The organism is Caulobacter sp. GW821-FHT10A10, from assembly GCF_059415745.1.
In genome coordinates this window covers 494,509-520,040 of the sequence record NZ_JBWKNV010000001.1, presented here as the reverse complement: position 1 = coordinate 520,040, position 25,532 = coordinate 494,509, and the positions used below count along the sequence as shown (strand labels likewise).

General features: G+C 68.4%; 18 protein-coding genes and 1 pseudogene. 9 read left to right on the top strand and 10 right to left on the bottom strand.

Annotated elements, in window-relative coordinates; all coding sequences use genetic code 11:
* The first annotated feature begins 91 nt into the window (after positions 1 to 91).
* The 4 genes from AC07NS_RS02510 to AC07NS_RS02495 all read left to right on the top strand — a co-directional run bounded on the left by AC07NS_RS02510 (position 92) and on the right by AC07NS_RS02495 (position 5,209).
* On the top strand, positions 92 to 1,927 hold the full coding sequence (locus AC07NS_RS02510; protein WP_494601199.1) for a tetratricopeptide repeat protein: 1,836 nt from the start codon (positions 92 to 94) through the stop codon (positions 1,925 to 1,927).
* Positions 1,924 to 2,643: a cytidylyltransferase domain-containing protein gene (locus tag AC07NS_RS02505; protein ID WP_494601197.1), complete on the top strand. Its 720-nt coding sequence runs from the start codon at positions 1,924 to 1,926 to the stop codon at positions 2,641 to 2,643. Before AC07NS_RS02510 ends, AC07NS_RS02505 begins: the two co-directional genes overlap by 4 nt.
* Positions 2,644 to 3,123: 480 nt before the next feature.
* Entirely contained in the window at positions 3,124 to 4,047 is a 924-nt protein-coding gene (locus AC07NS_RS02500; RefSeq protein ID WP_494601195.1) for a heme-binding protein, read from the top strand.
* Between the two features lie 67 nt (positions 4,048 to 4,114).
* On the top strand, positions 4,115 to 5,209 hold the full coding sequence (locus AC07NS_RS02495) for a ferritin-like domain-containing protein (protein ID WP_494601194.1): 1,095 nt from the start codon (positions 4,115 to 4,117) through the stop codon (positions 5,207 to 5,209).
* A gap of 21 nt (positions 5,210 to 5,230) precedes the next feature.
* On the opposite strand, the gene pseH is transcribed toward AC07NS_RS02495, so the two are convergent.
* Positions 5,231 to 5,794, bottom strand: coding sequence for a UDP-4-amino-4,6-dideoxy-N-acetyl-beta-L-altrosamine N-acetyltransferase (gene pseH / locus AC07NS_RS02490; RefSeq protein WP_494601192.1), 564 nt, complete (start codon positions 5,792 to 5,794; stop codon positions 5,231 to 5,233).
* A gap of 56 nt (positions 5,795 to 5,850) precedes the next feature.
* Positions 5,851 to 6,879, bottom strand: coding sequence for a UDP-2,4-diacetamido-2,4,6-trideoxy-beta-L-altropyranose hydrolase (pseG, locus tag AC07NS_RS02485; RefSeq protein ID WP_494601191.1), 1,029 nt, complete (start codon positions 6,877 to 6,879; stop codon positions 5,851 to 5,853).
* 237 nt (positions 6,880 to 7,116) lie between these two features.
* On the opposite strand from pseG, the gene AC07NS_RS02480 reads away from it, so the two are divergent.
* The 4 genes and pseudogenes from AC07NS_RS02480 to AC07NS_RS02465 form a co-directional block, all read left to right on the top strand.
* Positions 7,117 to 10,344 (top strand): glycoside hydrolase family 2 TIM barrel-domain containing protein, encoded by a 3,228-nt coding sequence (locus AC07NS_RS02480; protein WP_494601189.1) that lies wholly within the window; start codon positions 7,117 to 7,119, stop codon positions 10,342 to 10,344.
* A gap of 163 nt (positions 10,345 to 10,507) precedes the next feature.
* Positions 10,508 to 11,902, top strand: coding sequence for a 3'-5' exonuclease (locus AC07NS_RS02475; RefSeq protein WP_494601851.1), 1,395 nt, complete (start codon positions 10,508 to 10,510; stop codon positions 11,900 to 11,902).
* A complete protein-coding gene (locus AC07NS_RS02470) occupies positions 11,899 to 12,606 on the top strand; it encodes a DarT ssDNA thymidine ADP-ribosyltransferase family protein (RefSeq protein WP_494601188.1) in 708 nt (235 codons plus the stop codon). The genes AC07NS_RS02475 and AC07NS_RS02470 overlap by 4 nt, the downstream gene beginning before the upstream one ends.
* Positions 12,603 to 13,694: pseudogene (locus tag AC07NS_RS02465) on the top strand (ADP-ribosylglycohydrolase family protein); the annotation flags it as partial. The gene AC07NS_RS02470 and the pseudogene AC07NS_RS02465, both read left to right, overlap by 4 nt.
* Positions 13,695 to 14,158: 464 nt before the next feature.
* Here the strand turns inward: AC07NS_RS02465 and AC07NS_RS02460 are convergent.
* The 7 genes from AC07NS_RS02460 to AC07NS_RS02430 form a co-directional block, all read right to left on the bottom strand.
* Positions 14,159 to 14,932 (bottom strand): ankyrin repeat domain-containing protein, encoded by a 774-nt coding sequence (locus AC07NS_RS02460; RefSeq protein ID WP_494601186.1) that lies wholly within the window; start codon positions 14,930 to 14,932, stop codon positions 14,159 to 14,161.
* 59 nt (positions 14,933 to 14,991) lie between these two features.
* Positions 14,992 to 16,551, bottom strand: a complete 1,560-nt coding sequence (locus AC07NS_RS02455) for a catalase (RefSeq protein ID WP_494601184.1) — start codon at positions 16,549 to 16,551, stop codon at positions 14,992 to 14,994.
* Positions 16,552 to 16,666: 115 nt separating this feature from the next.
* On the bottom strand, positions 16,667 to 17,629 hold the full coding sequence (locus AC07NS_RS02450; protein ID WP_494601182.1) for a hydrogen peroxide-inducible genes activator: 963 nt from the start codon (positions 17,627 to 17,629) through the stop codon (positions 16,667 to 16,669).
* Positions 17,630 to 17,973: 344 nt separating this feature from the next.
* On the bottom strand, positions 17,974 to 19,806 hold the full coding sequence (locus tag AC07NS_RS02445) for an ABC-F family ATP-binding cassette domain-containing protein (protein WP_494601180.1): 1,833 nt from the start codon (positions 19,804 to 19,806) through the stop codon (positions 17,974 to 17,976).
* 269 nt (positions 19,807 to 20,075) lie between these two features.
* A complete protein-coding gene (locus tag AC07NS_RS02440) occupies positions 20,076 to 21,260 on the bottom strand; it encodes an acyltransferase family protein (RefSeq protein ID WP_494601178.1) in 1,185 nt (394 codons plus the stop codon).
* A 254-nt stretch (positions 21,261 to 21,514) separates the two neighbouring features.
* Positions 21,515 to 22,231 (bottom strand): DUF6250 domain-containing protein, encoded by a 717-nt coding sequence (locus AC07NS_RS02435; RefSeq protein WP_494601176.1) that lies wholly within the window; start codon positions 22,229 to 22,231, stop codon positions 21,515 to 21,517.
* A gap of 186 nt (positions 22,232 to 22,417) precedes the next feature.
* Positions 22,418 to 22,903, bottom strand: coding sequence for a YcgN family cysteine cluster protein (locus AC07NS_RS02430; protein WP_494601174.1), 486 nt, complete (start codon positions 22,901 to 22,903; stop codon positions 22,418 to 22,420).
* Between the two features lie 53 nt (positions 22,904 to 22,956).
* Here AC07NS_RS02430 and pbpC point away from each other — a divergent pair, with 53 nt between their 5' ends.
* Entirely contained in the window at positions 22,957 to 25,110 is a 2,154-nt protein-coding gene (pbpC, locus tag AC07NS_RS02425) for a multimodular transpeptidase-transglycosylase PbpC (RefSeq protein WP_494601172.1), read from the top strand.
* Positions 25,111 to 25,184: 74 nt separating this feature from the next.
* Here pbpC and AC07NS_RS02420 read toward each other — a convergent pair whose 3' ends face one another.
* Complete coding sequence (locus AC07NS_RS02420) at positions 25,185 to 25,526, bottom strand: endonuclease domain-containing protein (protein ID WP_494601171.1); 342 nt, start codon at positions 25,524 to 25,526, stop codon at positions 25,185 to 25,187.
* Between the last annotated feature and the right edge of the window lie 6 nt (positions 25,527 to 25,532).

Genomic DNA, 25,532 nt, shown 5'->3' with positions numbered 1-25,532 from the left:
GGGGAACGAGCCCCATCCCCCACAACGCGCTAAAGCCCGCGTTAATCCTCTGGCAAGATGGTGCGCGCACCGACCAACCGGCAGGAGAGCCATGGCTTCGCGACACAACCGCCCCGCTCCCGCCCGGTCCGCCCCAGCGAAGGCCGCCCCCAAGCCCGTCTCGGCCAGCGCCCTGGCTCTGGGCCAGGAGGCCGCGCCGGCCGCCGCCTATGTCGGCTTCAAGGCCGCGCCCGTCGGCGACTCCGCCTCCAAGGAGGCCCTGGCCCGGCTGAAGCAGGCCACTCAAGGGGTGCGCGACAGCGCCCAGGGCCGCCTGCTCGACCAGGCCATCCTGGCCGTGCGCCGCCACGACTACGCCAAGGCCGAGCAGCTGGCCCAGAAGGCCCTGGCGCAGGACCAGGGCCTGGGCGTGGCCTGGCACGTGCTGGCCGTGGCCCGCGAGAAGCTGGGCGACTTCGCCGCCTCGATGCAATGCTACGAGGCCGCCCTGAAGCTCCTGCCCAACCAGGACGCGGTGGCCGCCGACGTCGGCCGCCTGGCCTATCGCATGGGCATGCCCGACATCGCCGCCAAGCTGTTCCGCCTGCACCTGGCCCACCAGCCGGGCGACGTGGCCGGCCTCAACAACCTGGCCAGCGCCCTGCGCGACCTCAACGCCGAGTCCGAGGCGATCGAGGTGCTGAAACCCGCCATCGGCGCCCATCCCGAGCAGCCGATCCTGTGGAACACGCTGGGCACGGTGATGTGCAGCCTGGGCGACGGCGCCACCGCCCTGACCTTCTTCGACGAGGCCATCCGGCTCGATCCCGCCTTCGCCAAGGCCTATCACAACCGCGCCTACGCCCGGCTCGACCTGGGCGACGCCGAAGGCGCGCTGGCCGACTGCGACCAGGCCATCCGCCACAGCGTCGCCCGCGAGGATGTCGCCACCATCCAGTTCGCCCGCTCGACCATCCTGCTGGCCCTGGGCCGCGTCGCCGAGGGCTGGGCCGCCTACGAGGCGCGCACCTCGCCCGACCTGCCCGACGCCCCGCGCTTCGTGCTGGAAGGCCGCCAGCTGGCCGCCGGCGAGCCCCTGGCCGGCAAGCGCCTGCTGGTCATGGCCGAGCAGGGCCTGGGCGACGAGGTGATGTTCGCGGGCCTGCTGCCCGACGTCGCCGACGCCCTCGGCCCCGACGGCAAGCTCTCCCTGGTGGTCGAGCGCCGCCTCGTGCCCCTGTTCGCCCGCAGCTTCCCGGACGCCGACGTCACCCGCCACCGCACCGTCGCTCTCGAAGGCCGCGTCTACCGCACCGCCCCCGAGATCGAGCGCTGGGACCAGTTCGACGCCTGGACCCCGATCGCCTCGCTGCTTCAGACCCTGCGTCCCACGGCTGAGAGCTTCCCCGCCCGTGAGCGCTTCCTGACCCCCGACCCCGACCGCGTCGCCCACTGGCGCAAAGTGCTGGCCAACCGCCCGGGCCTGAAGGTCGGGGTGCTTTGGAAGAGCCTCAAGCTCGACGGCGAGCGCGCCCGCCTGTTCTCGCCCTTCCGCCTGTGGGAGCCGGTGCTGCGCACCCCCGGCGTCAGCTTCGTCAACATCCAGTACGGCGACTGCGACGAGGAGATCCGCATCGCCCGCGAAGAGTTCGGCGTCGACCTGTGGACCCCGCCGGGCATCGACCTGAAGGAAGACCTCGACGACATCGCCGCCCTGACCAGCGCGCTCGACCTGACGGTCGGCTTCTCCAACGCCACCATCAACCTGGCCGGGGCCTGCGGCGCGCCGATCTGGATCGTCACCGCCGCCGCGGCCTGGACCCGCCTGGGCACCGACCGCTACCCCTGGTACCCGCAGGCTCGCGCCTTCATCACCGAGAACCTGCAGAGCTGGGGCGGGGTGATGGACGAGGTGGCCCAAGCCCTCGCCGAAAAGGCCCGCGCATGATCGCCGCCGTCCTCCAGGCCCGGATGAGTTCCACCCGCCTGCCGGGCAAGGTGCTGGCCGACGTGGTCGGCGCGCCGATGATCCTGCGGCAGATCGAGCGCCTGCGCCGCATCCCCTCGCTCGACCGCCTGATCGTCGCCACCTCCGACGACGCCAGCGACGACGTCCTGGCCGACACGCTGGAGACCGCCGGCGTCGAGGCCTTCCGCGGCCCGCTCGACGACGTCCTGGCCCGCTTCGCCGGCGCGGTGGCGGGCCTGGCCGACGACGACCTCGTCCTGCGCCTGACCGCCGACTGCCCCCTGGCCGACCCCGCGCTGATCCAGCGCCTGCTCGATCACCACCGGGCCGTCGGCGCCGACTACTCGGCCACCACCCACCCGGCGCGCACCTACCCCATCGGCCTCGACGCCGAACTGACCAGCGCCGGCCTCCTGCGCCTGGCCGCCTCCGAGGCCGCCGACCCCTACGAACGCGAACACGTCACCCCGTTCTTCTACCGCAACCCCGACCGCTTCGTGCTCGACGGGGTGATGCAGGCGGTGGACGAAAGCGCCGTCCGCTGGACGGTCGACCTGCCGTCGGACCTGGCTTTCGTGCGCGAAGTCTACGTGGCGCTGTACGCGGAGAACCCGACGTTCACGTCGGACGACGTGCGGGCGCTGGTGGCGGGGCGGGAGGATCTGCGGACGCTGGGGGATTTCGCGCGGGGGTAGGTCGCCGCTCTCCACCGTCATCCCGGCTGAAGCACAGCGTAGAGCCGGGACCCCGGCTCAGCGTCAGTTTCCTGAGCATTTGGCCTGTCGGCGCCCAGCCTGGCCCCCGCGCCGGGTCCACGCCGTCAAAATGGCGCTGGCGGACCCGCTGAAGGCCATCGTCGGGGCGCGGCCGCCCGAGGCGGCGCCGGCGCGGACGAACCGCGGGTCATCGACCGATCTGCTCACGTTCAAGACGTTCATATGAAACTTGCAACTATAGCTTGACCTTTGGAAGCTATGGCGCACACTCGACCTGTCGACGGCGCTTTCCCCAACGTGTCGGGCTGAGCTGGGGGCCGTCCAACGCCAAGGATCCGGGCCACGTCCCGATCCCAGTGCTCTGCGTCCTTAGTGGTCACGTCGCCTCATCGTTACATCGTCTCATCACGCATCGTCTCGTCGCACATCGAGGGCGCGCGCGCCCATGGGGAGGGTTTGATGGAGTTGGAGCAGGATTTCGTCTTTCGTCCGTTGCCGCCGATCGAAGAGCCGCAGGCGCGGCTCATGGCCATCGCGGACGTCTCGCCGCTGGGCGACCTGGAAGCGCTGCTGGGAAGGTGGAGCGGTCCCGGATTCAATACGATCTGGCGGCCGTTCTTCTCGCCGGACCAGGGGCATTTTCTGGAACTCAACCTCACCCACGAGATCCTGGAGTTCACCGAGATCCAGGGCGCCATTCCCAATCGCGGCCTGCTGCAGCCGGACATCGAGATGTTCGGGGTGACCTATCTCCAGCAGATCAAGGACTCCAACAACGGCGCCGGCCTGCATATCGAACCGGGCATCTGGGCCACGGTGCCCGCGACCAGCGATCCGCTGGTCGATCCGACCGTCGTGCGGATGGCGTCGATCCCGCACGGGACCACCATGGTGGCTCAGGGGGTGACCATCCCGCCGGTCGCCGGCGGTCCGTTCATCGTCCCCGTCGACATCACGGCGTTCCAGATCGGCAGTCCAACGCGGAAGGTCAAGTTCCCCGAAACCAACCTGTCGATCCCAACACCGTTCCGGTCGCCGCCCGGAGATCTGGTCGGCGTCACCCAGGCGATGGTCGACAACCCCAACTCCGTCCTCACGGACGCCATCGCCGGGCAGACCATCACCCGAACCGTGGTGCTGGACGTCTCCTCCAGCACCCAGATCGCCGGCGGGGGAACCTCGAACACGGCGTTCCTGCAGGGCGTCAACGCCCGGCCCAACGCCGTGGCCTCGCTGGTCACCTCGACCTTCTGGATCGAGACCGTGGAGGAGAACGGCGAGAGCTTCCTGCAGCTGCAGTACACCCAGACCGTCCTGCTGGATTTCGCCGGACTGAGCTGGCCCCACGTCACGGTGGGCACGCTGCGCAAGGAACCCGTCTAGCAGGCAGGGGCGCCGGTTCGACGGCGCCCCTGCCTCGCACGGCCTGAATCCCGCGAAGGGGAACGTCATGGCTCAGGACCAGACAATCACGGATATCGAGACGCTGAAGGCCTATCTGCAGGCGGCCATCGAACTCGAGCACACGACCATTCCGCCCTATCTGACGGCGCTCTATTCGTTGCGCCCGGGCACGAACGCGGCGTCGCGCGACATCATCCTTTCGGTCGTGCTCGAGGAAATGCTTCACATGGCCCTGGCGGCCAACGTCCTGAACGCCATCGGCGGTCGTCCGTCCCTGCTGCACCCCGGCTTCGTGCCGGTCTATCCGGCGACCCTGCCGGTCGGGCGCGGACAGCCGGTCGAGGTGGGGCTGAGGCGCTTCTCGCCGCAGACGATCGCGGTTTTCCTGGAGATCGAATATCCCCGGCAGGCGGTTGCGGCCCCAGCCCCCGCTGCCGCCATTCCGAACCCGCCGCCAGGCGCGCTCGCGGCGGCCGTACGGCGTGGAGATCTCTTTGCGTCGATCGGAGACTTCTACGAGGTCATCATCGAGGGGCTCCGTCGTCTGGAGGCCGAGGCCCAGGCCGCGGGCGGCACGATCTTCCTCGGCGACCCGGCGCGCCAACTCGATGACCAGTGGTACGGCGGGGCCGGTGTCGACGGAGGCGGCAGGCTCATTGTCGTTGGAGACCTGGCGACGGCGCTGGCGGCGATCGACGAGATCGTCAATCAGGGCGAGGGGTACGGCGATACCCTCGGGGATGGCGACGACGTCACCTCCCAGCAGCCGTTCGACGTCGCCCACTACTATCGTTTCAACCAGATCGCCGTAGGCCGCTTCTACGGGGCCGGCGACAAGCCCGACGACCCGCCGACAGGCGCGCCTCTGGCCGTGGACTTCGGTCCGAGCGGGGTCTGGCCCATGGTCGATGATCCCGATCCCGCCACGTTCGGCGATCCGCAAAGCGAGGCCTTGGCGGCGAATTTCAATGTGCTTTACGCCGCCATGCTCGCGGAGCTTCAGAGCGCTTTCGATGGTCTTCCGACGGCGATGGACCCCGCGACGACAGGAATGTTGCGGATGAAGGGCGTGATCAAGGACCTCGTTAAGCGCCAGCTCCCCGGGCGGGACGTCAACGCCGGACCCAACTTCCGTCCCTGAGCGCTGGCTTCGGAGCGCTGCTCACGCCACTTCGAAACCCTTGGCCGCCAGCTTCCCGCGCGCCGTCTCTCGCTCCCCGGCTTCCCAGTCGGCCTTCAGCAGCCCCAGCCCCACCACGTTCAGGGCCACGCCGCCCTTGATCACGTGCGCGCGGTAGAGGGCCTCGCGTTGGAAGCCGAAGGTCAGGTGGAGGCGCCAGACGGGTTCGTTGTCTTCGAGGACTTCGCACCAGAGCTTCTCCAGGCCCAGGTCGTTGAAGACGTGCTCGATGACCCAGTATTCGACGAAGCTGCCGACCCCCAGGCCCCGCACGGCCGGGTCGGCCAGGTAGTAGGCCCAGGTGCAGCGGCGGTTGGCGCGGTCGATGTCGACGACATTGGCCAGGCCGACGGGCAGGCCGTCCAGCGCGATGATCCAGTAGCGGCGCGAGGGATCCTCGCCGATGCGGGCGAACCAGGCGGCGTGCTCGGCCGGGGTGATGGCGTGGTCGCTGTACATGTAGGGGGCGACGGCGGGCGAGTTGCGCCAGGCCAGCAGCCGGTCGTGATCCTGCGCCGCCACGGGGCGAAGCCTGACGTCGGGCATGTTCGAGCCTCCCCGGATGATCTCACCCTTCTGGCTAGCGCCGCCCGGGGACGAGCTCAAGGGTTCAGGCGCGCCAGGAACCGCTCGGCCACCCGCGCCGCGCCGCGTCCGTCGCAGACCGCGGCGGCGGCGGCCGACATCGCCGCGCGGCCGGGAGCGTCGGCGGCCAGGGCGGCGAAGGCGTCGGCCAGGGCCTCGTCCGGCGCGGCGGCGTCGAGGGCCTGGTGCGCGCCCAGGGCCGAAAGGGCCCCGGCGGCCTGCCGCTGGTTGTCGGCCAGCACCAGCGACACGGTCGGCAGGCCCAGCACGCAGCGCTCCCAGCTGCTCGACCCGGCCGCGCCGATGGCGAGGTCGGCGGCGGCCGTCAGGGCGGCCATGTCGCGGCTGTCGATATGCAGGGTCAGGCGCGGGTCGGCGGCGGCCAGGGCGCGCAGGGCCGGCAGGCTGGGCGCCTGGCCGCCGACCACGACGTCCAGCGTCCGTTCGCCCAGCGCCGGGAGCAGGGCGGCGACCACACGGGCGGTGATCCCGCCGACGTCGGTCAGGCCCAGCGAGACCAGCACGCGCCGGACCTCGGAAGTGGTCGAACGGCGGGCCAGGGCCGTCTCGCGCAGGGCGGCGAAGGCGGGCGACAGGGCGGCGTGCGACGGGCCCAGCAGCAGCTGCGCGTCCGGTGGGACGAGCTGGGCATAGTCCTCGGCGCGCCGCGAGATCCCGGCGTCGACCACCAGGCCGGCGGCCAGCGGCCGGTCGGCCAGATCGTCCACCGCCAGGGCCGGGCGCCCGCCGGCGACGGCGCGATGGTCGGGCGCGGAAAGGCCGTAGTGGTCGAAGACCACGGCGTCGAAGCCGTCCGCCAGGGCGGCGCTGCCCGCGACCAGGGCCTCACGCGTCTCGAAGATCCCGGCCGGCTTGGCCCCGGGCGCGAAGGCGGCCGTCAGGCCCTCCAGCGCCGGCGGCCCGGCGAAGGCCCAGGCGGCGCCCTCCGCCTCCAGGGCTCGCGCCAGGTTGAGGCTGCGGATGAAGTGGCCGCCGCCGACCCGTGGGCCCGCGTCGACGACGAACAGGATGCGCGGTCCGGGCATGGGGGTCTCGCGGGCGCGGGGCGGAGGCGCCGAGTGTGTGCTGGGATTCGTCCCCCTCGCCACCCCCTATCGCCGCCCCCTATCGCCGTCTCGCGCGGCGCGGGGGACGAGGTCTGAAAAGCGCCGGGACGAGTTTCGCTCATCAAATCGCATTGGTCCTCTTTTGTCTGACAAATGAATCCACCATGCTAGGGCGACAGCGTCCGACCAACGGGACGCGGGTAGAGGGAGGCGTGCATGCGGAAGATCCTGGCGGCCGGCGCGGCGATGACGGTTCTGGCGGCGGCGGCAGGGGCGTTCGCCCAGCCCAAGGTCGATCCCGTTCAGGTCGATTCCTCCCGCCCCGACTGGGAGAACCCGGCGGTCAACGCCCGCGGCAAGATGCCGGCCAGCGCCAGCCACTTCCCGTTCGAAAGCCGCGCCGCCGCCCTGGCCGGAGACATGACCAAGTCCGCCCGCTACCTGTCGCTCGACGGCCAGTGGGCCTTCCACTTCAGCCCGTCCTCCGACGACGTCCCCAACGGCTTCGAAAAGTCGGACTACGACGCCTCGTCGTGGAAGGACATCAAGGTGCCGGCCATGTGGCAGGCCGAGGGTTACGACCAGGCCCGCTACAACAACATCACCTACCCGTTCCCGGCCAACCGTCCGCTGATCCCGCACGCGACCAACCCGGTCGGTTCCTACCGCCGCACGATCGAGATCCCGGCCGGCTGGTCGGGGCAGGACGTGATCCTGCACATCGGCGCGGCCGGGGCGGCCTACCGCGTCTGGGTCAACGGAGCGGAGGTCGGCTACTACGAGGACTCCAAGCTGCCGGCCGAGTTCGACGTCACCAAATGGGTCAAGCCGGGCACGAACCTCGTCGCCATCCAGGTGCACCGCTGGGCCGACGGCTCCTATCTGGAAGACCAGGACTTCTGGCGGGTCTCGGGGATCGAGCGCTCGGTCTATCTGAAGGCCGTGCCCCAGGCGCGCACGGCCGACGTCTTCGTCCACGCCGGCCTCGACAAGGCCTATCGCGACGGCCTCCTTTCCACCGACCTTTCCCTGACCGCCCGCAAGACCCCGCTGACCGCACGGATGACCCTGCTCGACGGCGACAAGGAAATCCTCAAGACCGAGACCAAGGTCGCCGCTGGCGCGGCCCGCACCGTTTCGCTGAACGCGACCGTCCCCGGCGTACGCCAATGGACCGCCGAGACGCCCAACCTCTACACCCTGCTGGTCGAACTGATCGACGCCAAGGGCGAGGTCGTACAGGCCACGCCGCAGCGGATCGGCTTCCGCACCGTCGAGATCAAGGACGGCAAGGTGATGGTCAACGGCCGCCCGATCATCATCCGCGGCGTCAATCGCCACGAGCACGACCCGGAGACCTTCCACGTCATCTCCGAAGCCTCGATGCGCCGCGACATCGAGCTGATGAAGAAGGCCAACATCAACGCGGTGCGTACCTCGCACTACCCCAATGACGAGCGCTGGTACGCCCTGGCCGACGAGTACGGCCTCTATGTGATGGACGAGGCCAATATCGAGAGCCACGCCTACATGGACTACGGCAACAAGCACCCGGAGCTGCGCGAAAGCCTGCAGCTGGGCTTCGACCCGGCCTGGGAGGCGGCCCACCGCGACCGGGTGCTGAACATGGTCGAGCGCGACAAGAACCACCCGTCGGTGATCTTCTGGTCGCTGGGCAACGAGGCCGGCATCGGCCCCAATTTCGCCAAGGCCGCCGCCGCCGCCCGCAAGCGCGATCCCAGCCGCCTGATCTCCTATCTCGGCTGGGGCACGCTGGACTGGGAGCACCAGCCCAACGCCTATGTCGACATCTACGCGCCCATGTACGACGACATCGAGAAGATGGTCGACTGGGCCACCGATCCGTCGCGCACTCAGCCGATGATCCAGTGCGAATACGCCCACATGCAGGGCAACGGCGGCGGAAACTTCAAGGACTATTGGGACACCATCTACGCCTACGACAAGCTGCAGGGCGGCTTCGTCTGGGACTGGGTGGACCAGTCGATGTACCGCTACGCCAAGGACGGCCGCCGCTACTGGGGCGACGGCGGCGAATATGGCCCCAACCCCGGCGGCGACATCGAGTTCGGCGACGGCATGATCCAGCCGGATCGCACGCCCAATCCGCACTATTACGAGGTGCGCAAGGTGCTCTCGCCGATCCAGTTCGGCGGCTTCGACCCGGCCACCGGCAAGGTGACCATCACCAACCGCCACGACTTCCGCGACCTGTCGGGCTTCGACTTCGAGTGGGTGCTGGAGGGCGACGGCGTCGAGGTCGCCTCGGGCGCCCTGCCGGCGCTCTCGACCAAGGCCCGGGGCGTCGAGACCGTGACCCTGCCGCTGCCGGCCATCGCGACCAAGCCCGGCGTCGAGTACTTCGTCACCGTCCGCGCCAAGGCGAAGGCCGGCGCCGTGCCGATGACCCCGACCGGCTTCGTGGTCGGCTGGGAGCAGTTCGCGGTCTCCGCCACCCCCAAGCCCGCCGTCGCCCGTTCGGGCGCGGTGGCCCTGACCGACGGCAAGGACGCCGTCGTGCTGGAGGCGGCCGGCGCGCGCCTGACCATCGACCGCGCCACCGGCCTCGTCTCGGCCTACGCCAAGGGCGGGACGGTGCTGGCCCAGGGCGGAGCCCCCAACTTCTTCCGGGCCGAGACCGACAACGACACCGCCACCGGCACGGTCGCCCAGCAGAAGCCCTGGCGCGTCATGACCGACGTGCGCCAGGTGCGCAGCCTCACCGCCCGCAAGCTGGAGGGCGGCCTGGCGCAGGTGGTCGTCGAGCACGCCCTGGGCGCCGGCGCGGCGAAGTTCGTCACCACCTACGTCATGGCCGGCGACGGCTCTGTGGCGGTGACCGGCGACCTCACCCCGCTGAAGGATGATCTGCCGCCGCCGGTGCGCGTGGGCCTGTGGTTCACCCTGCCCGACCAGCCCAGGACGGTGGAATGGCTGGGCCGCGGCCCGCACGAAAGCTACGTCGACCGCCTGACCTCGGCCCCGATCGGGCTTTGGCGCGGCGCCCTGGCCGACCAGAACCACGACTACATGCGGCCCCAGGACACCGGCAACAAGACCGGCGTGCGCTGGCTGGAACTGTCGGGCGGCCAGGGCGTCGCGGCGCAGGGCCTGCGGGTCGAGGCCGCCGGCGTCCCCCTGATGATGAACGCCCTGGCCTTCCCCTACCAGGACCTCTACCGCCGCGCGCCCGGAACCTGGAAATCCACCGACATTGTCCCCCACGACGCCGGAACCCTCCTCATCGACGCCGCCCAATGGGGCGTCGGCGGCGACACCACCTGGAACTTCGTCGGCCAGCCGCACGTGAAGTACCGGACGCGGCTGGAACCGACGCGGGTCAGCTTCCGGCTGGAGCCGTTCACGGGGGCGGGGACGGAGGTGGAGAAGGCGCGGCCGGCGAGGGCGACGGAGGTGGAGTGAGGGGAGGGCAGCATCATTGACTGTTGCTTGGCGTCGCAAGAGTTAGATCAGCGAAAACCGGTGATTGGCCAGGCTGTGGACGAGTGAGGGGGGCTGTGCGAGAACTCTCGCATTGCGGAGCCTTTATGCGGGCTTCAACCTCTAGCCTAGAGTGTCGGCCGGTATGCCGCTTCCAACTCCGGTCCAGAGACAGCGCGAGGTCGTCTGCCTTCCCGCGAGGGGGCATCAGGTCGTCTTGGGTGCGGCGGGCAGCGGCAAGACGACAATGGCGATCTTGCGCTCCGCCTTCCTGAGCGATCCGGATTTGCCTGAGGGCGGACCGACTCTCCTGCTCACGTTCAACAAGGGTCTTAGCGCCTACATTCGGTCGATGGCCGATGGCGCGCTTGCCAATGTTCGCGTCGAACACTTCCACAAGTTCGCGCGCGGCTATCTCGCTAGCCAGGGGCTGATGGGCCAGAACGCCATCGCGCAGGGGCGGGAGCTGAGTGAGCTGGTCGAGGGCGCGGTCGTCGCGGTAAGAGACGGGCACGAGGCGCATCCGTTCTTCGACAAGCCAAGTGGTTTCTTCGCCGCCGAGATCGCTTGGCTCGCCGCGAATGGTATTTCCAGCGTGCAGGAGTATGTGGACGCGCGCCGGACCGGTCGTGCGGATGCGCGGCTGGAAACCGACTTGCGCCCCCTGATGTGGGAGGTTCGGGAAGCGTATCGAGCCTTGCGCGCGGAGGCGGGAAGGTCGTTCGATTGGGATGATATCGCCACGGCCGTAACCGTCCAGCTCGGCAAGGATTCCGCTCCTCGGCATTACAAGCATATCGTTATCGACGAGGGGCAGGACTTCAGCCCCGAAATGCTGAGGGCGCTGGCCAAGGCGATCCCCGAGGACGGCTCTCTGACCTTTTTCGGCGACGTGGCCCAGCAGGTCTATGGGCACCGAATGTCCTGGCGGTCAGCGGGACTGAAGCCGGTGAAGATCTGGCATTTCCAGGAGAATTACCGAAACACCGCCGAAATCGCCGCGCTTGGTTTGGCAATCGCATCGATGCCCTATTATGAGGGCGTTCCCGACATGGTCTCTCCAACAGCGCCGAAGGCTGAGGGGCCAAAGCCAACCTTGGTGGAGTGCGCCGATCTGGCGGCCGAAATCAAGCTCGTGGCCGATCAGGCGAACCGGCTGTCACAGACGCAATCGGTTGCAATTCTGGCCAGGACCGTAAAGCAGTATGAGAAAGTCCTGCCTTTTCTCAAGGGCGCGGCAAAAACCCTGCGCACGGATGCGCTGTCCTGGGTCGAGGGGCCGGGAGTATATTACGGCACCTACCATTCCGCGAAGGGACTGGAGTTTGATGCGGTCATCTTGCCCTTCGTGTCGGATGAAGAGTTACCGGATCCGCAGTTTGTCTTGGATTTCGGGGAACCCGAGGCCGCCGCCAACGATGGCAGGCTCCTCTATGTTGGTGTGACGCGAGCCAGGCGTGCGCTGATCGTCACCTACAGCAGTGGGCCAAGTTCACTTCTTCCAGTCAGAGACGCCCTCTACACCAGGGTGCGTTCATGAACCGGCAAATCGAGGCAAGCGCTAAAGCCAAGGGAATTTCGAGACTTTGCCATTTCACGCCTTCGCGCAATCTGCAGCATATCGCTGCGGGAAGAACCGGAGTTCTCTCGACTAGCCAACTGACAGCTGAAGAAAGGGCGTCCTATAATGCAACGGATTTGGAGCGCTATGACCAGCACACAGGTCATGTATGCTGTTCCATACAATTTCCGAATGCATGGTATTTTCGCAAGGCGCGCGACAAGGAGCTGATTTTCCCTGATTGGGTCGTTCTCCTTTTTCAGCCTGACTATCTTTGGCGCGAAGGCACCCTTTTCTCTCCACGGAATGCGGCGGCGGCAAACGGCGCCGCGTTGAAGCCGGGCGCCGACGGCTTCGAAGCGATGTTTGCGCCTACCGTCGTCGGCGCATATGGCAGGAACTATGTCCGCTCGCCAAAACAGCTTTCGGCTTGTCCCACGGATCAGCAGGCCGAAGTGCTCGTCGAAGATAAGCTGCGGCTTGAGGACGTGATCGCGGTCGCCGTCAAGGATGACGCCCAGGCTCGGACGGAGCGCGTACGATTGAAGGTGAACGGGATGGACCCAGACCAGTTCAGTTTTGTGATCGCTCCCCACATGTTCAGCGCGTCATCGTTGGACAATATCGTTCGTTGCGGATTGTCTGCTCCCGAAGTGACATACCTCCCCCCGACGGTTGAATGACCGCGATGATGTCCGAAATCAGGATCCCGTTTACGGATAGGGCCGTAGGCGCGCTATGGGGGGCCGCCTTGGGCGACGCCCTGGGCTGGCCTCAGGAGGAGCGCGCGCGCAAGGTGCGCGAAGCGGGCATAGGTCTGACCTCGTGGACCAAGCGCTCGGGCGGGCGCTTCAATCCATATGAGGAAACGATTGAGGCCGGCGACTATAGCGATGATACGCAACTGATCCTCGCAGTCTCGCGCGCGCGGCTTAGTGGAGCCAAGTGGGCGAAAAATCTTGCGACGGTCGAGCTTCCCCTTTGGCCGACCTACGAACGTGGCGGTGGGGGCGCGACACTCCGCGCCGCTCGGCTTCTGCAGAAGGGCGTGCTGCCCTGGGACGCATCGCCGGCCGATCGTGACAAGTATTTCGAGGCCGGTGGAAACGGCGTGGCGATGCGCATTCTCCCGCACGTCGTATACGGAATGGCGCAAGGCGATTTCGCTCCCATTGCCGAGGCCGTCATGGCTGATGGCGTGCTGACGCATGGACATCCCAGGGCCTTGGTGGGGGCGCTGATCTACGCCTATGCCTTGTGGCGAGCGTTCCTTAGCAGGGCGACGCTACGCTATGGGCAATTGCTGGATGAAGTAAGCCGCGACGTTTCGGCCTGGGCGAAGATCCCGGATGTAAGCGCTTACTGGCCGAGTTGGCGTCCTGCCCTCGATCAATATCGGGGCTCGTTTCTCGATCTATGGGACGATATCGTCGGTGAGATACGCGATGCGCTTGAAGTTGCGCGGGGCGGACTGAGAACTGGCGCCCTCGCCCTGGACGAGGAAACGCTGGATCAGCTTGGGTGTTTCGACCGCAAAAGGAATGGCGCGGGCAGCGTCGCTGCTATCGCATCGATCTTTCTGGCCTCGAAGCACGCCGTCTCGCCGTTCGAGGGGGTGGCGCGCGCTGCGCTGGCGAAAGGCGCGGACACGGATACCCTTGCCTCGATGACTGGCGCACTGGCTGGCGCCGTGAGCGGCTCGGCTTGGATTCGAGAGCGGTATCTGAAGGTGCAGGACGCCAAATATATCGTGGATATAGCGCGCCAATTGGCGGCGAATTATTCTACGGATTTCAATGGTCACCCCTTGCGAGCTCGCGATATCGAGCCTTTTCTTGACCATGTGGCCCGTCACAAGACGATCGTTATGCCCTTTGGTGATGAAGCCAGCATCACGCATCATGAAGGGCTGAGGTCTCTTTCGCCGAACCTGAATATCGAATCCTGGAAGCTTGAAACCAGCGCCGGGCAGACCCTGTTCGCGAAAAGACTGCGCAGGCCTGTCGCCGACAAGGGGGCTCTCGATCAAGAGCGTCCGCCTGCACGCAAGGCCCCGGCCACCGTCTTCGCCGGGATAACCCTTTGGGTTCGTTCCATACCTAGCTCGCGGAAGTTGTATTGCGACGCGCTTGGTCTTGTTCCGACCCGTGAGAGCGCCACGACCATTCATTTTGGCGACCACCTTGCCTTGCGGCAACGAGCCGGGGGGGCTTCGCCCGACGCCGGCGTGGTGATCTATCTCAAGGTATTCGATTTGCTCGGAAGCTTTGGCAGGGCTGCGAAAATCGATCGCTCCAGACTTTCGGGCATCGCGGACAAATCGGGTCGAAAAGCTTTCACCTGCGTCGACGACGATGGACACGTTCTGGAGGTGTTCGAGGGGTAGGCTGGCGTTGCCGATTTTCGGAAAGGGCCGATAGGCGCCTTTGATTTGAAATCTGTGCAGCCACCCCTCAGCCTCCTCCCCTCAGCCCCCAGCAACGCCTGGATCACCGTCGCCCCCTGAGCGGCGGCGAGCGTGCGGGCGGTTTGGCCCGTGGCGTCGGGGCGGGTGGGGGAGGCGCCTTTGGCGAGGAGGAGGCGGACCTGGGTTTCGCGGCCGAACAGGCTGGCCAGCATCAGGGCGGTCTGGCCCTGGGCGTTGGCCTGGTCGACCGGGCAGGCGGTCTCGTCGAGCAGCAGGCGGGCGACCGCGTCGTCGCCCTTGAAGGCCGCGCCCATCAGGGCGGTGTTTCCCCTCGCATCGCCGGCGCAGGCGTCGGCGCCGCGCTTGATCAGGGTGCGGACGAGGTCGGTCTTGCCGTTGTAGGCGGCCAGGGTCAGGGCGGTGTAGCCGCGTTCGTCGCGGGCGTTGAGCGGGGCGCCGGCGTCGAGCAGGGCGACGACGATGTCGGCCCGGCCCTCGCGGGCGGCGGCGAAGAAGGCGGCCTTGGGGTCGGGCGCGGCCTGGGCGGGAGCGGCGGCGGGCGCGCCTTGCAGGGCGGCGGCCAGGACGATGGCGGTGAGCATGTGGAGGATCCGAAAGAAGAGCGGACCCAGCCGTTTCCGACCGGGTCCTGAGCGGTGTTTTAGTTGCTGGCCAGCTTGGCGGCTTCCAGCGCCTTGGCGGCGCGGGCCTTCACCGCCGCCAGGTCGACCTTGGTCGCGGCCGCCAGGCGCGCGCCGTACTCGGGATCGGCCGCGTAGAAGTGGCTGACCATGATCTCCTTGATCTCCGGAACCGTGACGCCGTTGAGGTCGCCCGACAGGTTGCGGATCAGGGCCGCCTTCTGGTCTTCCGGCAGGCGCTTCCAGAAGAGGCCCGCCTGGACGAACGGCTCCTGCTTTGAGATCGCCTTCTGCTGGATCGTGGTCGTCACCTCATAGGGGCTGAGCTTGTAGGCGGCCGTGTCGGCATAGACGCCCGCGTCGGTGCGGCGCGAGGGCTGGTAGTTGACGTCGCCGACGCGCGGCACGGTGTTCATCGCGCCGTCCTGGGCGCCGTTCTTCACGGCGACCTTGGGGGCGTTGACCGCCAGCTGCTGGTAGTTCGGGCCCAGGCGGTGGCGCTGGGTGTCGGCGTAGCTGAAGAGGCGGCCTTGCAGCAGGCGGTCGGGCGAGGGCTCGATGCCCGGCACCAGGACGCCCGGCGAGAAGGCGCTCATCTCGGTCGACTGGAAGAAGTTCTCCGGCATGCGGTTCAAGGTCATGGTGCCGACCTTGATCTCGGGCATGTCGTACCAGTCCTTGGTGGCGTCGAACGGGTTGTAGCCCAGCTTGGCGATGTCCTCGGGGCGCAGGATCTTGACGTAGAGATCCCAGCTGGCCGGCTGGCCCTTGCCGATCGTGGCGTAGAGGTCGTCGGTCAGGTAGTTGAAGCCGGCCTTCTGGGCCTCGTCGGGGGTGTAGTTTTTGATCCCCTGCTGGCTCTTCCAGTGGAACTTGGCGAACACCACCTTGCCGTCTTCGTCGACCAGCTTCAGGGCGTGCACCCCGTTGCCGTCCATGGTGCGGTAGCTCTGCGGCGTGCCCAGGTCGGTATAGAGCTGGGTGATCATGTGGGTGCTTTCCGGCTGGTGACTGAAGAAGTCGAACAGCCGCGTCGGGTCCTGCTTGTTGGTCACCGGCGAGGGCTTCAGCGAGTGCACCATGTCGGGGAACTTCATGGCGTCGCGGATGAAGAACACCGGCAGGTTGTTGCCCACCAGGTCCCAGTTGCCCTCGCTGGAATAGAACTTGGTGGCGAAGCCGTGCGGGTCGCGCAGATATTCCGGCGAGCCCTGCGGGTGGATCACGGTCGAGAAGCGCACGAACACCGGGGTGGTGACGCCGGCCTTGAACAGGGCGGCCTTGGTGTACTTGTCGAGTTCGCCGTTGGAGACGAACTGGCCTTCCGCGCCCGTGCCGCGGGCGTGGACCACGCGCTCGGGGATGCGCTCGCGGTCGAAGCGGGCCAGCTTCTCGATGAGGTGGAAGTCCTCCAGCATCACCCCGCCCCATTCGCCGGCGGTCTTGGAGTTCTGGTTGTCGCCCACCGGGGCGCCGCTGTCCTGAGTCTGGCGGGGCGTGTCGGCGGCTTGGGAAGCGGCGGCGCCGCTGGCCGTCAGGACGAGGGCGGCGAGGATGGCGGTGGAGGGGCGGGACGTCATCGGGTCTCCTGTCGGCCAGTCTTGGCGATGTCTTTGGCGATGCGTCCTTTCGAATAGGGACGGGGCCTGACCGACGGAAACGAATAGAATCTCGGGCCTTGATCGACTGGGCCGATCAGCCGGCCAGGCTCTGGCGCCGGGGGCGCGCGGCGTCCGCCAGGCTCTGGCGCCCAGGGGGCGGAGCCCCCGCCAAGCTCTGACGAATGTGCTGGGCCAGCAGGGCGAACTCCTCGGCGCGGGGGGTGTTGCGCCGCCAGGCCAGGGCGATGGTGCGGTGCGCCCGGGGCGCGTCGAGCGGACGGGTGACGATCGGCGCGCCGTCGATGACCCCGGCCTCGACGGCGATGGCCGGGATCAGGCTGACGCCCATCCGCGCCTCGACCAACTGGACCAGGGTGTGCACCCCGGCCCCGCGCCCAGGCGCGCGGTCGAGATCGCGGCGCTCGCAGGCGTCCAGAGCATGGTCGCGCAGGCAGTGGCCGTCGTCGAGCAGCAGCAGGCGCTCGGCCGGCAGGTCGCGGGGCGCGATCGACGGGCGCCGGGCCAGCGGGTCGTCGGCGTGCAGGGCGACCAGGATCTCGTCCTCGAACAGGGTGACGTGGTCGAGGCCGTCGCAAGGATAGGGCAGGGCCAGCACCAGGCAGTCGCGCGCGCCCCGGCTGAGGGACTCGCAGGCCCAGTGGCTCATCTCCTCGTGCAGCACCACCTGCAGCGCGGGGCAGCTCTTCTCCAGCGCCGGCAGCAGGCGCGGCAGCAGGAAGGGGGCGATGGTGGGGATCACCGACAGCCGCAGCGCCCCGCTCAGCGGCGTGGCCGGGGCCCCGGCCAGGGCGGCCAGGTCGCGGGCCTGGGCCAGCATGTCCTGGGCCCGCATCGCCGCCCGCACGCCCAGCGGTGTGAAGATCGTCACCCGCCGGGTGCGCTCGACCAGCCGCGCGCCGAGGATGGTCTCCAGCTCCTTCAGACCGGCCGAAAGCGTGGACTGGGTGACGTTGCAGGCGTCGGCCGCCCGGCTGAAGTGCATGTGTTCGTGCAGACTGACCAAGTACTGCAGCTGCCGCAGGGTGGGCAGGATCATCGGCGAGCGCCCGCCATCGCCGTTTCGGGCGCGCGGGAAAGGACGACGGGCGGGCCGTCGAGCGGGCGGGGTGTCATGCGGGAGCTCCTCGGCTCCCAGACTTCACCGCGCCGGTCGATAAGGCGAATTGATAGTTTTCATCGGCTCGATAGGGAGGGTCGATGGTGGGGCTTTAGCCACGGCCCCGCGCCTCAAGAATTGCTTCCCTCGCCCTCGTGGCGAGGGCCCATGTTGGCGACCGCTCAGACCCTGGCCGACCTCGAAAGGTCTGAGCGGCTGAACGATGGATCCTGGGCACAAGGCCCAGGAAAGCAAATTTAGTGGAGAAGGAGAGGGCTAAACCCTCACCCCGCCAGCGCTTCCCGCTTCTCCTCCAGCGCCAGCCAGTCCTCCTCGGCCTGGGCCAGGTCCGCGCGGGCCTTGTCGAGCGACTTCATGATCTTGTCGAAGCCGGCCGGGTCGCGGGCGTAGAGGTTGGGGTCGTCCAGCTTCTTCTCGAGGTCGGCCAGGATCTTGGGGGAATTGGCGATCAGGGCCTCGCATTCCTCCAGCCGGCGCTGGTCCTTGTAGGACAGCTTGACGGCCTTCTTGGGCGGCGGCGGGGCGGCGGGGGTGACGATGGCCTTGTGCGAGCCGGTTCCGGTGGCGAAGTCGCCGGCCGCGCCGCGCGCGCCCTTGAAGAAGTCCGGGGCCTGGTCGATCAGGTCGCTCCAGCCGCCGGGGGTCTCCAGCACCTGGCCGTGGCCGTTCATGGCGATGGTCGAGCTGGCCAGGCGGTCGATGAAGTCGCGATCGTGGCTGACAAGAATGAGGGTTCCCTCGAAATCAGCCAGCAGCTCTTCCAGCAGGTCGAGCGTGTCCATGTCGAGGTCGTTGGTCGGCTCGTCGAGCACCATCAGGTTCATCGGCGTGGCCAGCGCCCGGGCCAGCAGCAGGCGGTTGCGCTCGCCGCCCGACAGGCTGGTGACCGGCTGGCGCAGCTGGGCCTCGGTGAACAGGAACTCCTTGGCGTAGCCGGCCACGTGTTTGGGCTGGCCGCGCACCAGGATGGAGTCGCCGCCCGACGGGGTCAGGAAGTCCCAGACGGTGATCTTTTCCGACAGGGCCATGCGGTTCTGGTCGACATAGGCGACCTCGAGATTGGTGCCCAGCTGCACCGTGCCGGCGTCGGCCTCCAGCTCGCCCAGCAGCAGGCGCACCAGGGTGGTCTTGCCCGCGCCGTTGGGGCCGACCAGGGCGACGCGGTCGCCGCGCAGGATGCGGGTCGAGAAGTTCTCGACGATGGTGCGCTCGCCGAATTTCTTGGTCAGGCCCTTGGCCTCGACCACGCGCTTGCCCGAGGTTCCCGAGCTCTCGACGGCCATGGTCATCGAGCCGCGCTTGTCGGCGACGATGTCGCGCTTCTGGGCGCGCAGGTCCATCAGGGCGCGGCGGCGGCCTTCATTGCGGGCCCGGCGGCCCTGGACGCCGCGGGCCAGCCAGGCGTTTTCCTTCTCCAGCTGCTTGTTCAGCCGGCGCTCCTCGTCGGCCTCGGCGGCCAGCACCTGCTCGCTCCAGGTCTCGAACTCGGCGAAGCCCTTGTCGAGGCGGCGCACCTTGCGGTGCTCCAGCCAGAAGGTGCGCTGGGTGACGCGGTTGAGGAAGGCGCGGTCGTGGCTGACGATCAGGGCCGCGCACTTGGAATTGGCCAGCTCCTCTTCCAGCGTCTGGATGGCGAAGATGTCCAGGTGGTTGGTCGGCTCGTCGAGCAGCAGCACGTCGGGCTGTTCGGCGAACGCCCGGGCCAGGGCCGCGCGGCGGCGCTCGCCGCCCGACAGGCCTTGGGTGCTCTTCTGGAAGTCCAGGCCGAAGTCGGCCAGGGTCGCGTGGGCCTCGTAGTCCTGGGCGCCGCCGGCCGTGCAGTAGTCGAGCAGGGTCTCGCCGGTGATGTCCGGCTCCTGGCTGACGAACACCACCTTGGCGCCCGGCTGCACGGCGCGCTCGCCGCTGTCGGCCTCGGCGCCCTGGGCGGCCAGAACCTTCAGGAGGGTCGACTTGCCGGCGCCGTTGCGGCCGACCAGGCAGGCGCGGACGCGCGGCTCCAGGGCCAGGTCCACGCCGTCGAACAGCGGCTTGGCGCCGTCGGCGAGACGAACGTCCTTGAGGGCGAGCACGGGGGCGCGGGCGGGGGCGGCCATGGAGCGGTCTTTACGTCTGGGAGGGCGGCGAGGCGGGGGAGGCGAAGGAGATGGGGCCTATAGCAGGGCGCGGGGAGGGGGAAGGCGGAAAGTTATTGAGGGCGTGAGCTGGACGGCGGCGCGCCCGGGAAACCTCCCCCTGTGGGGGAGGCGATCGCGTAGCGATCGGTGGGGGGAGTCGATGCGAAATCTGGGCGCCGCCTGGCCAGTTGAAAACGACCCCCCACCGGCCTTCGGCCGCCTCCCCCACAGGGGGAGGTTCCTTGTGGCTAAGCCGCCAGTCTCTGCTCCGCCGCCGCCGCCGGGACCGGCTTCCGCAGCACCCGCTCGCGCAGGCGCAGGAAGGGGCGTTCGATCAGCAGCCACAGCAGGACGGCGGCCGCGACGTCGGCGGCGAGATAGGCGCCAAGGCCGGTCCAGCCGCGCAGCAGGGTGTCGCCCAGGGCCTCGCGCAGCATGTGCTGCACCGGCTTGTGGACGAGGTAGAGGCTGTAGGCGAGGGTCGCCACGGCGGTGACGGGCTGGAGCGGCAGCCGTTGCAGGGCCGGCTCCAGGTCGAGCAGGGCGCAGAGCAGCAGGGCCGTGGCCAGGCACGCCAGCGGATAGAGGAAGACCGCGCCGGTCAGGTTCAGCGCCACGCCGTCGGCGGTTAGCCGGCACAGGATAACGGTGGCGGCTGCGGCGGCCAGGCCGAGCGGTCCGGTGACGGTTGGCGGCAGCCAGCGGGCGACCTGGGCGGGGCGGAAGATCCGGGCGGCGGCCAGCAGCACGCCCAGGGCCAGGCCGTCCAGCCGGGTCCAGGTCGGGTAGTAGATCAGCCGCAGGAAGTCGGCCGGCCGGGTGGACGGATCGGCGGCCGGGCCGTGCCAGATCCCCCAGCGCAGGGCCATGCCGCCGAGGATCAGGGCCGCGCCGACGGCGACGCTGGGTCCCCACCCCTTGAAGCGGGCCAGGACGAGGACCAGCGGCGGCAGGAGCCAGTAGAAGTGCTCCTCGACGCACAGCGACCAGGCCGAGGTGAAGGCGCCGGTGACGCGGTAGTCGAGGCCGAGGTTCATGGTGAAGGTCAGGAACCGCCACAGCGGCTGGATCGCCTTGCCGTCCGAGAAGCCGGGCAGCAGGAAATAGAGCGCCAGCACCACCAGGAAGGCCGGCAGGATGCGGAAGGCGCGGCTGGTCCAGAAGCGCTTGAAGTCCACGCCGGCGCCCGCCGCGATCCCCTTCAGCAACTGGGCGCCGATCAGGTAGCCGCTGAGCACGAAGAACACGTCCACCCCCAGCCAGCCGAACGGCTGGACGGTGAGCAGCGGTTCGGGCCGGGCGGGCTTGGGCATGTGCCAGGCCATGACCATCAGGATGGCGGCGGCGCGCAGCAGGTCGGGTCCGTAGGCGCGCTTGTGGGTGTCGCGCGACGGGGCGAAGAGGGCGACAAGGGCCCTGGAGACGGCGTTCATGATGGTCCTGGAGGCCGCCGGGAGGCTAGGGCGGCGGCCTGGGAGGATGGTGCGTGATCAACCTTGAGTCGTCACGGGGCGGAGGGTGGAAATTGTTGGAAATGTCGGGCGAAAGGGTTGGGAACCTCCCCCTGTGGGGGAGGTGATCGCGTAGCGATCGGTGGGGGGAGTTTTTGCGTAATCACCCACCGCCTCGAAAGCTGAAAACGGCCCCCCACCGGCCTTCGGCCGCCTCCCCCAGAGGGGGAGGTTTCTTACGCCCCCGCCAGCCGCCACACGGCGAAATCCTTGAACCGCAGCCGGCTCCAGGTGGTGCGCAGGCCGAACCAGCCGCTGCGATAGGGATCCTGGTCGGCCAGCTCGAACAGTTTCCGCCCGTCGGCCCAGTACTGGATCAGGCCGTCATAGGCGACCAGCTGCACGGCGACCCAGCGGTTGGGCTGGAGCAGGGCGCGGGCGTCCTTGAGGTCGTGTTGGGGCAGCATGGGGCGGTCGCCGGCGCGGCCGACATAGCGGCGCAGGCGGGTGCTGGAATTGTAGTTGCCGCCCTGGCCCACATAGTAGGTCTTGAGCAGGTCGTAGTCGGCGAAGGCGCCGCTGCGGGGGCTGGCGAAGAGGTTGTCCGGGGAGCGGACGTCGGTCGCCATCCAGAAGGCGTTGAGGTCGCTGATCCGGTCGTTGCGGCCGCCTTCGTAGACGGCCAGGGCCTGGTATTCGATCAGCAGCGGGCCTTGCAGGCGCGGCTTGAACCAGGCGGTGATCCCGGCCGGGGCGTCGAGCTCGAGCACGCCGTTTTGCGCCTTGGCGAGGGAGGGTTTCTCGGCCTCGATCGTCCAGTTGGCCAGGCCCTGGGTGAAATCATCCGTATAGAGACGTTCTGCCTTGCGCCAGGGCTCGGGGGCTTGGGCCCGGGCGGCGTTGGCCAGCGGCAGGGCGAGGGCGGACAGGGCGAGGGCGCGGCGGGTGAGCATGGGGGGAGGCTTAACCCGGGGCTGGCTTTCAAGGAACCTCCCCCTGTGGGGGAGGCGATCGCAAAGCGATCGGTGGGGGGAGGCCTGCCGATGCCTCGAAAGCTGAAAACGACCCCCCTCCGGCGCTTCGCGCCACCTCCCCCAGAGGGGGAGGATCCTGATGTGCAGGCCTCCTCCCCGAAGGATCTAGTCTTCCGGCTCATACGGCCAGTCGCCCTTGTCGACCATCAGGTCGACAGCGACGAAGTCCATGGCGTCTTCGGGGTCGTCGAGGCTGGTTTCGCTGATGGTCTGGTCGCGGATCGAGATCCCGGCCTTGTGGGGGCTGTCGGGGTCGCCAGTGATCAGCGGGTGCCACTGGGGCAGGGTCTTGCCCTCGTGCAGGCGGCGATAGGCGCAGGAGGGGGGCATCCACTCCAGGTCCTCGATGTTGTGCGGCGTCAGCTTGATGCAGTCGGGGACGGTCTTGCGGCGATTGGGGTAGTCGCTGCAGCGGCAAAGATGGGCGTCGAGCAGCTGGCAGTGCACCCGTGTGGGGATCACTTCGCCCGTATCTTCGTCTTCGAAGCGAACCAGGCAGCAAAGGCCGCAGCCGTCGCATAGACTCTCCCACTCGGGGACGGTCATCTGGTGAAGGGATTTCGTCTCCCAGAAAGGTTTGCGCGCCATCATCGGGGCGTCCTAAACCCAATCGGCCCGAAGACCAACTGGACGCAACACCGCACGTGAACGACTGGACGCTGCCGCCCTACAAGTTCGACGACACGCCCGCGCGCCCGACGCCGCCGGCGCAGGGCGGATTCGCGCCTGTTCCGCCGTCGCCGCCCGAGCCTCCGTCGCAGCCGCCGCAACGCCCGCCCGAGGAGCCGTTCCGCGCCGACCTGAAGCCGCCGCGCAGGAAGGGCGGCTGGGGCTGGGTGTGGATCACCCTGCTGGTCAGCGCCCTGATCGGCTTCATCGCCGTGGGCGGGGGCGCGGCCTATGTGTGGTTCAAGTACCTGAAGGACACGCCGGAGCTGCCCAGCCGGGAGGCCCTGTTCGCCATCAACCGCGCGCCGGGCGTGCGGTTCGAGGACCGCAGCGGCCAGGTGATCGCCACGCGCGGCCCGCGCTACGGCCAGCGGGTGACGGTCAATACGGTGCCGGGCTACGTGCCGCTGGCCTTCCTGGCGGCCGAGGACAAGCGCTTCTACAAGCACGGCCCGATCGACCTCTACGGCATCATGCGCGCGGCTTACGTCAACTGGCGGGCCGGGCGCACGGTGCAGGGCGCCTCGACCCTCAGCCAGCAGCTGGCCAAGGGCCTGTTCCTGACGCCGGACCGCACGGTCGAGCGCAAGCTGCAGGAAATGCTGATGGCCTGGCGGCTCGAGCAGGTGCTGACCAAGGACGAGGTGCTGGAGCTCTATCTCAACCGCGTGTTCTTCGGGGCCAACACCTATGGTGTCGATGGCGCGGCGCGGACCTATTTCGGCAAGCCGGCCAGCCAGCTGACGCTGTCTGAAGCGGCCCTACTGGCCTCGCTGCCCAAGGCGCCGTCGCGCCTGGCCCTGACCCGCGACATGGAAGGGGCCCTGGCCCGCTCGCGGCTGGTCTTGGCCAACATGAAGAAGGAAGGCTGGATCACCGCCGAGGAGGAGGCCAAGGCGCTGGACGACACCCCGCGCCTGTCGCCCGACGCCGTCAGCGACGAGGGCGACTACGGCTGGGTGCTGGACTACGCCACCACCGAGGCGATCCGCATCGCCGGCCAGAACGCGCCTGATCTCGTCGTGCGCCTGACCATCGACAGCCGTTTGCAGAAGGCGGGCGCCGACATCGTGCGCCAGGCCATCGCCCTGGGCGGCGAGCATGCGGGCGCCAGCCAGGCGGCGCTGCTGTCGATCTCGGCCGACGGGGCGATCCGGGCCATGGTGGGCGGCACGGACTATATCGCCAGCCCCTTCAACCGCGCTGTGCAGGCGCGTCGCCAGCCGGGCTCGACCTTCAAGCCGTTCGTCTATGCCGCGGCCCTGGAGAAGGGCGTGCTGCCCACCGACATCCGCGTCGACGCCCCGGTGCAGTTCGGCGACTGGAAGCCGGAGAACTACGGCGGCGACTATCGCGGGCCAATGACCGTCGAACAGGCCCTGGTGACCTCGACCAACACTATCGCCGTCAAGCTGGCCCAGGAGGCCGGCGGTTCGCGGGTGGCCGATCTGGCCCGCCGGTTCGGCGTGACCAGCCTGCCCGAGCGGCCGGATCTTTCGGTGGCGCTGGGGGCCTATGAGGTCAATCTGCTGCAGATGACCTCGGGCTTCCAGGTGTTCCAGCTGGGCGGCCAGCGCGTGGCGCCTTACGTCATCGAGAGCATCGCCGCCCAGGACGGCCGGCCGATCTACAGCCGCGGGCCGCTGGCCCCGACCCAGGTCTACGACGTCGCCAAGGCCAGCATGATGGTCAAGATGATGAAGAAGGTGGTCGATCAGGGCACGGCCAAGCGGGCGGCCTTCGGCTGGCCGGCGGCGGGCAAGACCGGCACCAGCCAGAACTGGCGCGACGCCTGGTTCGTGGGCTTCACCCCCGACTTCGTGACCGGCGTCTGGGTGGGCAACGACGACGACAAGCCGATGAACAAGGTGGTCGGCGGCGACATCCCGGCCAGCATCTGGCGGCGGTTCATGCTGGCCGCGCACCAGAACCTGGCGATCCGCGACTTCCCGTGGCTGCTGCCCGATCCGGAGCCGAGGACGTCGCCGGATCCGCGCAACGGCTTCTACGAGACCCTGTCGTCGGAATTCGCGCGCACGGCCTCGGAGCTGGAAGCCGACGCCGCGCCCGATGAGCCGCCGCCGGGGGCGGGGCCGCAACCGCAGACGCCGCCGGAGCTGCCTTACTGAGGGGCCAAGATTGGTCCCTCTCTCTTCGAGAGAGGGAGGGGCCCGCGCCGCAAGGCGTGGGAGGGTGAGAGGTTTCACCGTTGGCCGGCTCGAAGCGCGGCCAGTACATCGTCGGTGACCCCGCCGGGGTCAACCAGGACCCGTTCATTGGGAAACCTCAGGACCAGATAGCCGAACAGTTCCAGCACCTGGGTTCGGCGGTCGTCGTGATCCTCCCGCTCTTCATGCGCGGCGCCATCCAGTTCCACGATCAGTTTGCCCGCTTCGCAGACGAAATCGGCGAAGTAGCGATCGATCGGAACCTGCCGCAGAAACCTGAAGCCGCTGAGGCGGCGGTTGCGAACAAGCTTCCAGAGAGCCTTCTCGGCCAGGGTCTGGTTTCGGCGAAGGCTGCGGGCTTTGGCGGTCGCGTCCATGGAGCA